Genomic DNA, 11,775 nt, shown 5'->3' with positions numbered 1-11,775 from the left:
ATCAGAGGGGAATTTTTTTAAAGGAATAATATGAACGAACAATTTATTCAATTTCCACAAATTGACCCGATTATTTTTAGTATCGGTCCAATCGCTTTGCGTTGGTACGGTTTAATGTATTTAATCGGCTTCGGTTTCGCCTATTGGCTTGGTATGCGCCGTGCAAAAAACTCCAACGGCGTTTGGACAACCGAACAAGTTGATCAGCTTATCTATACTTGCTTTTGGGGCGTTATATTAGGCGGACGAATCGGCGACGTATTTTTCTATAATTTCGACCGCTTGTTACAAGACCCGATGTTCTTATTCCGTATTTGGGAAGGCGGAATGTCATTCCACGGCGGTTTGATCGGTGTAATTGTCGCGATGATTTGGGTTTCTTTCCGCCAAAAACGTAGTTTCTGGAATACGGCAGATTTTATCGCACCGTTGATTCCGTTCGGGCTTGGAATGGGGCGTATCGGTAACTTTATCAATGATGAACTTTGGGGACGTATCACTGATGTGCCTTGGGCGGTATTATTCCCAAGCGGCGGTTACTTACCTCGTCACCCTTCGCAACTCTATGAGTTTTTCCTAGAAGGTGTGGTACTGTTCTTCATCTTAAACTGGTTTATCAAAAAGCCCCGTCCGGCAGGTTCGGTAGCAGGACTGTTCTTAATCGGTTACGGTGTGTTCCGCTTCTTAGTCGAATATGTACGTGATATCGACCCAAACGTAAATACGGTAGATGATTTGATTACCCGAGGTCAGTTATTATCGTTACCAATGATTATCGGCGGACTGGCGATTATGATCTGGGCATATTCTCGTAAAAAAGCATAACGATAAGCGGTTGAATTCGTTAGAAATTTTGCAAATTTCCGATGAAATTCAACCGCTTTTTTGCTGCCCGAATTCTGCGAGCTTGATCGAAAAGACACAAAGTCGTAATTGAATCTACCGCAAGATTCTGTAGGCTATGTTCCAAAAAAGGAGCGAATATGTGGAATCTATTTCAGCAACCGGTCGAAAAAGAGTCGTTTGAATCTTGGGGAAAAATGTGTGATGATATTGCGAAAGTCGCATTATTGGCGTTGCCGGTAATCTTATATAGCAAAGAAGGGCTAGACTTTCGTTTAATCAATATCGTATTGCTATTATGTGCTACTTATCTATTTTTACTAGGTGGCAGAATTTGTCGTAAGAAATCATTTAAGGGGAAAAAAGTATGAGTTTAACTATCGCCTTAGCTGTATTTACGTTAGTTGCCTTAGCATTTGTGTTTTGGCTAAATTATGCAAAACATTCATAAGAACGTAAAAAGCCGTAACCTCTGATTGTTACGGCTTTTTTATTTGCTAAAATTAGCGGCAATTGAATTTAGATAAGGAAAAAATTATGACTGCAAAATATAAAGTAATCGGTTTTGATCTTGACGGTACCTTGGTAAATACTCTGCCGGATTTAACTTTGGTGGCTAATTCGATGTTTGCCGAATACGGTTTACCAACTACGACGCAAGAGAAGGTCTTGACCTGGATTGGTAAAGGTGCGGATATTTTCTTTCAAAATGCGATTGCTTACACCGGACAAGTGTTTGACGCCCAAAAATTAGTGCGGTTACGTACCAGTTTCGATAAATATTATGCCGCTTACGTTTGCGAAGAAAGCGAGTTATATCCGAATGTAAAACAAACTTTAGAAACGTTGAGGGCACAAGGCTATACGTTGGTGGTGATTACCAATAAACCGACCAAATTGGTCGAGCCGGTATTAAGTGCGTTCGGGATTTTTGAATTGTTCAGTGAATATTTAGGCGGACAATCTCTACCGAAAATCAAACCGCATCCGGATCCGATGTTGCATATCTGTGAGAAATTTGCGATTCAGCCAAGTGAAATGTTATTTGTCGGTGATTCGGAAAATGATGTGATTGCCGCCAAAGCCGCCGGTTGTGATGTGGTCGGTTTAACTTACGGTTATAACTATAACATACCAATCGAGCAATCAAATCCAACCTTCGTTACCGGCGAATTTGCTGACGTATTGAAATTTGTTGGTTAATTCTACATATAACAAGCGGTCAAATTCCCTTAGTTTTTTGCAAAAAATTTCTGGAATTTGACCGCTTGTGCTTTTATCGAATGGCAATAAAGGCTAAGATAAGTCCATTCGTTTCTAATTTAACAAGAGATTATAAAAAATGACCAAACCTATTGTATTTAGTGGTGTGCAGCCATCGGGTGAATTGACGATCGGTAACTATTTAGGCGCACTGCGTAACTGGGTGAAAATGCAAGACGATTACGATTGCCTTTTCTGTATTGTCGATTTACACGCCATTACTGTACGCCAAGATCCGGCAGCATTGCGTAAAGCCTCTTTAGACGTATTAGCGCTTTATTTAGCTTGCGGTATTGATCCGAATAAAAGCACGATTTTTATTCAATCGCACGTACCGGAACATACTCAATTAGCCTGGGTGTTAAATTGCTACACTTATTTCGGTGAAATGAGCCGTATGACCCAATTTAAAGATAAATCGGCACGTTATGAAGAAAACGTAAATGTCGGCTTATTTACTTATCCGGTATTAATGGCGGCGGATATTTTGCTTTATCAGGCAAATCAAGTACCGGTCGGCGATGACCAAAAACAACACTTAGAAATCACTCGTGATATTGCCAACCGTTTTAATGCGTTATACGGTAAAAAAGATGCGGAAGGTAATGTGCTTGAGCCGGTTTTCCAAGTGCCGGAAGTTTTTATCGGTAAAGCCGGTGCGCGAGTGATGTCCTTACTTGAACCGACCAAAAAAATGTCGAAATCGGATGAGAATCGTAATAACGTCATCGGTTTATTAGAAGACCCGAAAGCGGTTGCGAAGAAAATCAAACGTGCGATGACCGATGGCGATGAGCCGCCTGTAGTACGTTACGACCGTGAAAATAAAGCCGGCGTATCAAACTTATTAGATATTCTTTCTGCAGTCAGCGGTAAAACCATTGCCGAATTAGAAGCCGAGTTTGAAGGCAAAATGTACGGTCACTTGAAAACCGAAGTGGCGGAACAAGTTTCTTCATTATTAACCGATCTTCAAGAACGTTATAACCACTTCCGTCAAGATGAAGCGTTACTCGAAAGAATCTTCCGTGAAGGTGCCGAAAAAGCGAGAGCTCGTGCGAGAAAAACACTTGAAGAAGTGTATAAATTAGTTGGTTTCGTACAATAATTCTTAAAAGAAAATGCCCTTGTAAGTGAGATACAAGGGCATTTTTGTAGATTTTTCGCTAAATTCGACCGCTTATTTTAATAAATCTTTCAGACTGGATTTCATTTTTGCCATTTGTTCTTGATAGATTTGCTGATTTTCCAATTCGTCCATTAAGTAATTGACCGCTTCCGACAGCGTCATTTCTTTTTCTTTGGCGTATTTGGATAAGCGCAACCAGCTGGCGTATTCCAAATCGATCGACTTTTTCTTGGTGGTAATTTTTTCCGCATTGAAATAACGTTTACGTCTTGCTCGTACCGACTGACGCATTTTCTTACGTTGTTCGGCGGTCATTTCTTGTTTAATCCACTGTTCGATTTCTTCCGGAGAATGTTGAAGCGTGGTTAAAAGCTGAACTTTTAACTCAATTAAACTGGTTTCTTCATATTTGGTAATATTCTCGCCTTCACGATGTTTTTTCAGCAGATATTTCCATTTCCAATTCGCTTCTTGAATCTCTAATTTTTGATATCGCATTTTTATTTGATTCCCCTAGATTAACGCTTATCAGTATAGCGGAATTCTGTATAATAAACCAAATTTCTATTATGAGGCATTTTCGTGAATTTAACCCCATTAGCGTGGCAATCTTTAACGATTCGGCATCAATTTTCCAAAGAATTTGATGCGGTACGTTTCTTTGATTTTCAACCCAATGCAAAGCAAGCGATTGATCTGTTTAAACGAGGGCAGTTCGGTTCGTTGCTTGTGTTAAAAACAGAAACTTTCCCCGAATTTATTAATGAAATCGAGCAGTATTTAACCCAAGACGTTCACACTAAAGTGATTACCAAAACCGAATTTAATAAAAATAATTTATTCGGTTACAGTATTTATTTGGAAAAAGAAAATAAAGTCGAAATGATTCAAGGGGCGATTCAAGATGCCGATCAGCATATTTTAATGCTGAATATCAACGCATTATTATTGGATATTACCCAATGGGATAAATTAAAGCAGGCATTATTATTCGGTTATTATGATCAACATTCGCTGAATCACATTCCTTATTTACTACCGAAGATTCAAACGCAATTTAAATTAGTATTAATCGGTAGCCGAGAAGATATTTCTATGTTAGCGGAATATGACGACGGTTTATATCAGTTCGGGCAATATGCCGAAATTGAATCTTATTTAAGTTTAGACGAAGAAAGTATCGAACTGTGGGGCGATTATGTGCAAAGTACGGCACAAAGTTTAATCGGCAGAACTTTTTCCGATACGGCGTTAAGTCAGTTTTTGCAAGCCTATGTGCGTGAAAGCGAGAGTCAGGAATTGGTTTCCATTTCGCCGACCTTATTAAAAAAACATTTATTAGGACTGGCAAATTTTTATCCGAATACGACCGCTTTTAATCAAATTCAGCCGTATTTCAATTATTTGGAACAGCAATCTTCCGTGTTAAATAAATATACTACGCAAGATATTTTGACCAATCAGTTATATATTGAAACCGATGATGAAGAAATCGGACAAATAAACGGTTTATCGGTGATTGAATTTGAAGGTGTGCCGCATTCTTTCGGCGAGCCGTTGCGGATTAGCTGCAATGTGCAATACGGTGACGGCGAAATTACCGATATTGAGCGTAAAGTGGAATTAGGCGGTAACATTCATTCCAAAGGAATTATTATTGCACAATCTTGCTTGGCGAATTTATTGGAGTTTCCTACCCAATTACCGTTTTCCGCCTCATTGGCGTTCGAGCAATCTTACGGAGAGGTGGACGGCGACAGCTCTTCGTTAGCGATTTTCTGTGTATTAATCAGTGCGTTGGCAAAATTACCGCTGCCGCAGTCGATTGCCGTTACCGGTTCTATCGATCAATTCGGTAACGTGTTGAGTGTCGGCGGTGTGAATCAGAAAATTGAAGGCTTCTTCAATATTTGCGAGGCGAGAGAATTAAACGGTAAGCAAGGGGTAATTATTCCGGCGACTTGTCTTTCGCATTTAAGTTTAAAAGAGGAAGTAATCGAAGCGGTTAAAGAAAAACGGTTCAATATTTGGGCGGTTAATAATGTTTTTGAAGCGATTCAAATTTTATTAAAGCAACACTTTTATGATGAAGATAATCCTGAAAATAGCGATAAGCAATCGATCTTTAGCCTTATTCATCAATTAATCGAACAAGAGCAGACCCGTGAGGAAAGCGGTTCGTTTTTCAGTAAAATTTTCCAAATTTTGCGTCGTCACTGATCCGACAAGTTCAGCGAACAGTTGTTCGCTAATTTAAAAGCCTGTACTATCGTTTCAAATTGGAAGCCCTGATAGTACGGGCTTTTTTGTTTGTCTATAGGAATAAAAAAATGAACACGCGTACACCTAATATTAAATCCAGCTATACCTATGAAGATTTATTAGCTTCAGGTCGCGGCGAGCTTTTCGGTAAAGAAGGCCCTCAATTACCGGCACCGACCATGCTGATGATGGATCGTATCAACCTAATGACCGAAAACGGCGGTTTGTTTGATAAAGGTTACATTGAGGCGGAATTGGATATTCATCCGGACTTACCGTTTTTCAGTTGCCACTTTATCGGTGATCCGGTAATGCCGGGTTGTTTAGGTTTGGATGCGATGTGGCAATTAGTCGGTTTCTTCCTCGGTTGGATCGGCGGTAAAGGTAAAGGACGTGCGTTAGGTGTTGGCGAAGTGAAATTTACCGGACAAATTTTGCCGAATGCGAAAAAAGTGACTTACCGTATTCATATGAAACGTGTGATTAATCGTAAACTGGTTATGGGTATGGCGGACGGCGAAGTGGAAGTGGACGGTCGAGTGATTTATACCGCAACGGATTTAAAAGTCGGTTTATTCCAAGACACTTCCGCATTCTAATTTTGCGATCAAGATCGAATAACGAGCGGTAGTCGATTTTATTTATACCGCTTATCCAATAGTATTCTTCTTCGGGAGAATACTATTATGTTTTTTAAAGCCTTTACGCTTATCGAAAGTCTAATCACTTTATCTATTCTCATCATTTCGTTTTATCTTATTTCGCCGGTTATTTTTCAATTGCAAGACAGCCTTACATTAGAGAATGAAATTGAAAATCTCCAATCTTTTATTTATCAAATTCAGGTTAAAGCCCGTTATCAAAAACAAAGCTATACGCTGACCGCTTCTCAAAACCTACAAACAAATAAGTGGTGCTTGATTGCTGTACGGAAGCGGCAGGATTCGACTCGAGAAATCATTTGTGACTGTTTGCATATCGAACAATGCCGTTTAAATCGGCATTTCTTTCTTTATCGCAATATTTATCCGAATATCATCTTAAAAAATCACAGCTTATATCCGAAATCCTTGCTGAATATTGACGGAACGGCAGGGCGTTTGGAATCGAAATGTTTAGCGTTAAGCTTAAACCGAACGAGCAAAATTCTACAATTTGATCAATGGGGGCGAGTGTATGTCGTACAAAAAGACAAGCGCAGTCATTGCAAAGATTAAGTGGAGAGCAATCACAGCGGTTGAAATGTTAGTCGCTTTGTTTCTAGCGGTCGGATTATTAACGGCAATTTCCAATTTATACGCCCAATTCTATCAAACCAAACTAAAACAAAATGAGTTGCTGATGTTACAGAAAGAAAGCCATCAGCTACTGACTTACTTACAACAGCATATTCAGCATTTGGGCTATCAGGGAGCTTCACGGCAGCAAACTAATTTTCACCTGTTTGAGCAAGACAATAAACGTTATGCAATTGATCTTAACGGACAGTGTTTTATCTTTTTCTATGATTTGAATGACGACGGCTGCTTAGGAAAACGGGCGACCAAACATTCTTCGTGTATCAACCGACAGACGAATCAAACGAAAGATCTGGCGAAAGAAGTATTCGGTATTAAGCTGGAACGTAAATCACTCTATATTTACGATAAAAATAACCTTGAGCATTGTTCTCGGCAAGAGTGTCGGCAATTATTAAACGCTTGTCGAGAGAAGTGGCGAAGATTCACTTCCGAAGACGATTATTGGGTTGAGCGGTTACATTTTACTTGGCTGGAAGAACCGAAATTATTACGTATCGCTTTAAAACTCACTTCTAAAAAGCAAAAGCTAGTCAGTTATGAAGCGAGCGGTTTGGTTTATATTTTAAATCATTGAGAAGATAAAATGCGCTACCGTAATTTTAAAGCAACCGTTTTATTGGTCGGTTTAATGTCTCTTTCCGGCGTTTTAACGCTTATCTTTTTGGCGAGAGAGAAGTTTATCGGCTACGAACGGCATTCCAATCATTATTATCAACAATATTTAACCGACAAAATGGCATTATTCAAGCGTTCCGCACTTGATGAAGATAATGAATGTCGGCAGACAAAGCGTAATGAAATTAATGTCGAATTAACGCATTCCGTTTATCAATTTTATTGCGAGCAATCGTCATTTTTTATCGGTAATCTTCCGAGTAAAAAAACGGTGGTTTTCGAGCAAATTTCCGATTATTTAAGGCTGAATGAAACGATACCGATTACACAAATAAACACTTTAGCCGAGCTTCCCCCGACCAGTCCGACCGAACCGAAAATTGTAGTTGTAACACAAGATATTGATGAAAAATTAACTCGGGATTTTTACGGTATCTTGATTACGCAGCATTATTTTAATTTGAAAAACGGCGCGAAAATGTACGGTGTGCTTTATACCACGCAGGAGAGTGATAAAAGTAACCGATACGTTACTTATAGCCGTGAAGTGGTGAAGTATTTTGACGAACATTATTCAATTTGGCATTTTTTGCCGTATTCAAGGAATTTGTTACATGCAAAATAGGTTATATACGGCGGAAACCTTGCTCGGTGTATTAATCGGGATAACATTGTTTACACTCATTTGGTTTACTTTTTCTCATTGGCAACAACGACAGACCGCGCACATTAACGCTAATTATCAGCGCCAGCAAGCTCTTCAAATTATCGAGAATCAGATCGCATTGCAATTAGCCGGCAAACCTTGTGAAACGCAGACAATACAAAACGGCATTACTTTTCGGGTTGAATGCACAAAAGGTAAGATTCAAGTCAATTTCCCGCTTGGGCAAGCGGTTATTTTTGAGTGAAATTTTGCAAAAATACGGAAAAAACGACCGCTTTTCGGCAAAGGAAAGAGATTGAATCCGTTAGGTTTTTAGTGGACAATCATTCCGTTATACAAGGAGCTACTATGTTCACGGTCTTTTTCTCTCAAAAACTTTCATCTTTAGCCGCATTACTTATCCGTTTACAACAAAACGACCCGAATCCCAATCCGTTCGAGCCGGAAACCGTCTTAGTACAAAGTGTCGGAATGGCGCAATGGCTGCAAATGCAAATTGCCGATCAAACCGGTGTCGCCGCTCATTATCAATTCCCGTTTCCGACCAGTTTTTTATGGCAACAATATCGTGTACTGTTTCCGGAATTGCCGAAAGAGAATATTTTTGAAAGAGAAAGCGTAACGTGGCGCTTAATGCGTTTAATTCCGAAGTATTTAGAGAAAGCGGAATTTGAATCGCTTAATCTCTATTTAAATAAAGATGCTCGCCAGTACCCGTTAAAGCTATATCAATTAGCCGGCAAAATTGCCGATTTATTCGACCAATATTTAGTTTACCGTCCGCATTGGCTGGTCCATTGGGAAAGCAATCGGATTGAAGCGGTATTAAACGAGATTTTAGCCGCAATTGCGTTTAGAGAAAAAAATGAACGGGATATTTTAGCGAATTTACGCTGGCAATCGATGTTATGGAACGCATTAATTGAAGACATTAAAGCTGATAGCGGCGAAGAAGTCTTTATGACTTCTCATCGTGCTTATTTGCAACAACAATATTTTGAGAAATTGGATAATTTAACCGAGTCCGAGAAATCGAAATTGCCTAAGCGTATCTTTGTCTTCGGTATTTCTTCACTGCCGGCGACGCAGCTTGCGGTATTGAAAAAATTAAGTGAACATTGCGAAGTTTATTTGTTCTTTTTAGATCCTAGCCAAGAATATTGGACGGAGAGTGTGGAAGATAAAACGTTAGAGAAACTGGCGTTAAAACGGCAGCTTTCGCAACAGGATCTCGATGCGTTATTGGCGGAACAAGGCAATCAATTGCTGACGATGTGGGGTAAGCAAGGACGTGAATTTCTTGTGCAATTAGTCGAACAAGAACCGGATAACACGATAGAAGTGTTTGATGAATACGAAGGCGATTCCAATCTGATTAAACTAAAAAATGCCATTTTAAATTTTAATAACGAACGGCGATTCGAACTTGCCGAACAGGATCGGTCGATACAAATTCACGCTTGCCATAGTGTGATGCGAGAGGTTGAGGTACTGCACAATCAATTATTACAAATGTTTGAGCGAAACCCGACGCTCGCGCCTAAAGATATTATTGTGATGTCGGCGGATATTGATAAATACGCGCCTTATATTAATGCGGTATTTGCCCGTTATGAAAAAGGCGATAAGCGTTATATTCCGTTTACCCTTTCCGACCAAAAAGTGACCGCTGTCGATCCGATTATTGCCAGCTTTTTAATGCTTTTAAATCTGAAAGAGAGCGATTTTAGTGCGGAATCATTGTTGGATTTATTAGATGTAAAGGCATTGCGAGAACGTTTTAATTTACAAGAGCAGGATCTGCAAACCTTGCGCCATTGGGTTAATCAAGTCGGGATTCGTTTCGGGCTACATATTCAACAAGATGACTGGCAGAATCATAATGCGTGGGAAAACGGTTTAACCCGTTTATTGCTTGGCACCAGCTTAAAAGCGGAATCCGGCATTTGGCAGGATAGTATCGCATTTAACGAGAGTTACGGTTTATCGGCGACATTAGTCGGCTTTTTGGCAAAATTTATCGAAAATTTGACCGCTTGGTACGAGTTTATTCAACAAGATCATACGCTTGAGGAATGGAAGGCTCGTATTCAAAAATTAATCGGCGAATTTTACCAAGAATCGAACGAAAGTTTGGATGCGCTCCTGTTATTGAATAGCACGTTGGAGGAAGTGGCGAATAAGGCGGAACAGGCGGAGTTTAGCGAAAGTATCGGGATTGAAATAATACGCTTATTGCTGGAAGACAAACTGAATCAACAGCAAAGCAGCTTGCAGTTTTTAGCCGGTAAAGTGAATTTCTGTACCTTATTACCGATGCGTGCCATCCCGTTTAAAGTGGTTTGTTTACTGGGGATGAATGAGGCGGATTTTCCTCGCCAACATTCGGTCAATAGTTTTGACTTAATGCAATACGCCCCGAAACGAGGCGACCGAGCCAGACGAGATGACGACCGCTATTTATTTTTAGAAGCGTTACTTTCGGCGCAAGAGATTTTTTATCTAAGTTATATCGGACAATCGGCCACCGATAATAAGCAGCGATTGCCGTCTGTACTGGTTTCGCAGTTATTGGATTATTTGGCGGAGCATTTAACCGAACAAGCCCGTTTACAAGCGAGTGAGAAAGACAATTTTTCCGAAGCATTATTTTGGCAAAAAATGGTGGTACAACAACCGCTTACCGTATTTAGTCCGAAGAACTTTACGCCGCAATACGGTTCTTATGATAAAGAATGGTTATTGGAACAGCAACACGAACCGTTAGCGGATTTTCTGAATGAGTCGTTCGATTTAAAAGCGGAGATACCGACCGAGATTAATCTTGAAGATTTAATTGCCTTTGTAAGTAATCCGATTAAGTACTTCTTTAATCACCAATTAGGCGTTTATTTCCGCAATGATGAAGAAAGTATCGCAGAGAGCGAAAAATTCTCGCTTAGTGATTTGGACGATTATCAATTACGTGATCAGCTAGTGACATTGGAACCGGCGGAACGAGAGGCATTTTTTAAGCAAGAACAATTAAAAGGAAACTTACCGATTGCCAACTTTGCTAAAGTTTCGCTACAAGATTTAGACGACTCGATTAATGAATTACGGGAGTTAATCCTACCATATTTAGGCGAAAGCGATATTTTGGAAATTGAGCGATTATTCGAGGTCGAGCAACTGAAAATTCGCTTGTTCGGTAATATTCGCAATAAATTCGCCGACGAAATTGTGTTTTGGAAAGTCAGCTCGTTGAAAGATAAAGATTATATTCGTTTGTGGATTTATTACCTGTTAATTCAAGCTCAAGGTTTAAATCTCGAGTTGACAGCAATTGCCCGTAGTAAAGAGAAGGCGGAGATATTCCGATTCAATCAAGTTAGTGCGGAACAAGCCTTTTCTCAATTACAAACTTATATTTCCGCTTATGTAACGTCTTTTAGACAATTAGCGTGGGGGATTTGGACGGATTTAGACAACTATTTTGAGAAGCTGTCCGATGAACAAAATGTGGCGGAATATTGCCAGCAACAATTATCCGCATTAATGGATAAGCAGTATTTTGAGAAAAGTTACTTACAACGAGTGTTACAACAAAGTTCACAATTGGATTACGCCCAAATTCATACCGTGACCTTGGAATGGTTCGAATTAATGCAACAAAGTAAACCGACAAAAACCAAAATTAAGGAGAAGAAATGAGA

The 11,775-nt window shown here is 39.7% G+C and carries 12 protein-coding genes; 11 read left to right on the top strand and 1 reads right to left on the bottom strand.

From position 1 onward, the window contains the following. Window positions 1–30 precede the first annotated feature (30 nt). From lgt to trpS, 4 genes are all read left to right on the top strand, one after another. Window positions 31–825: a prolipoprotein diacylglyceryl transferase gene (gene lgt, locus DRF63_RS10365; RefSeq protein WP_005599596.1), complete on the top strand. Its 795-nt coding sequence runs from the start codon at window positions 31–33 to the stop codon at window positions 823–825. A gap of 158 nt (window positions 826–983) precedes the next feature. Beyond that, window positions 984–1,214, top strand: a complete 231-nt coding sequence (locus DRF63_RS10360; RefSeq protein WP_005599594.1) for a hypothetical protein — start codon at window positions 984–986, stop codon at window positions 1,212–1,214. 166 nt (window positions 1,215–1,380) lie between these two features. Beyond that, on the top strand, window positions 1,381–2,046 hold the full coding sequence (locus tag DRF63_RS10355; RefSeq protein ID WP_005616277.1) for a phosphoglycolate phosphatase: 666 nt from the start codon (window positions 1,381–1,383) through the stop codon (window positions 2,044–2,046). Window positions 2,047–2,185: 139 nt separating this feature from the next. Continuing rightward, window positions 2,186–3,214, top strand: coding sequence for a tryptophan--tRNA ligase (gene trpS, locus DRF63_RS10350; protein WP_005599590.1), 1,029 nt, complete (start codon window positions 2,186–2,188; stop codon window positions 3,212–3,214). A 72-nt stretch (window positions 3,215–3,286) separates the two neighbouring features. Here trpS and matP read toward each other — a convergent pair whose 3' ends face one another. Then, window positions 3,287–3,733 carry a macrodomain Ter protein MatP gene (gene matP, locus DRF63_RS10345; protein ID WP_005599586.1) on the bottom strand — a complete coding sequence of 149 codons (447 nt, stop codon included), beginning with the start codon at window positions 3,731–3,733 and terminating at the stop codon, window positions 3,287–3,289. 84 nt (window positions 3,734–3,817) lie between these two features. On the opposite strand from matP, the gene DRF63_RS10340 reads away from it, so the two are divergent. From DRF63_RS10340 to recC, 7 genes are all read left to right on the top strand, one after another. Continuing rightward, entirely contained in the window at window positions 3,818–5,455 is a 1,638-nt protein-coding gene (locus DRF63_RS10340; RefSeq protein WP_005599583.1) for an AAA family ATPase, read from the top strand. Window positions 5,456–5,565: 110 nt separating this feature from the next. After that, the gene (fabA, locus tag DRF63_RS10335) at window positions 5,566–6,096 is read left to right on the top strand and encodes a bifunctional 3-hydroxydecanoyl-ACP dehydratase/trans-2-decenoyl-ACP isomerase (protein ID WP_005599581.1); all 531 of its coding nucleotides are present in this window, start codon (window positions 5,566–5,568) and stop codon (window positions 6,094–6,096) included. Window positions 6,097–6,183: 87 nt separating this feature from the next. Further along, window positions 6,184–6,714, top strand: a complete 531-nt coding sequence (locus tag DRF63_RS10330; RefSeq protein ID WP_005599579.1) for a pilus assembly FimT family protein — start codon at window positions 6,184–6,186, stop codon at window positions 6,712–6,714. 25 nt (window positions 6,715–6,739) lie between these two features. Further along, window positions 6,740–7,372, top strand: a complete 633-nt coding sequence (locus DRF63_RS10325; protein WP_005599576.1) for a hypothetical protein — start codon at window positions 6,740–6,742, stop codon at window positions 7,370–7,372. A 9-nt stretch (window positions 7,373–7,381) separates the two neighbouring features. Then, window positions 7,382–8,038, top strand: a complete 657-nt coding sequence (locus tag DRF63_RS10320) for a DUF2572 family protein (RefSeq protein ID WP_005599575.1) — start codon at window positions 7,382–7,384, stop codon at window positions 8,036–8,038. Continuing rightward, window positions 8,028–8,324, top strand: coding sequence for a DUF5374 domain-containing protein (locus DRF63_RS10315; protein ID WP_005605960.1), 297 nt, complete (start codon window positions 8,028–8,030; stop codon window positions 8,322–8,324). The genes DRF63_RS10320 and DRF63_RS10315 overlap by 11 nt, the downstream gene beginning before the upstream one ends. 104 nt (window positions 8,325–8,428) lie before the next feature. Continuing rightward, window positions 8,429–11,773, top strand: coding sequence for an exodeoxyribonuclease V subunit gamma (recC, locus tag DRF63_RS10310; protein ID WP_005599555.1), 3,345 nt, complete (start codon window positions 8,429–8,431; stop codon window positions 11,771–11,773). Window positions 11,774–11,775: the final 2 nt, after the last annotated feature.

The sequence above is a fragment of the Actinobacillus pleuropneumoniae genome (genome assembly GCF_003290385.1).
Taxonomy (GTDB): domain Bacteria; phylum Pseudomonadota; class Gammaproteobacteria; order Enterobacterales; family Pasteurellaceae; genus Actinobacillus; species Actinobacillus lignieresii.
Note: the sequence above shows the minus strand (reverse complement) of the source record. Positions and strands in the feature narration are given on the sequence as shown.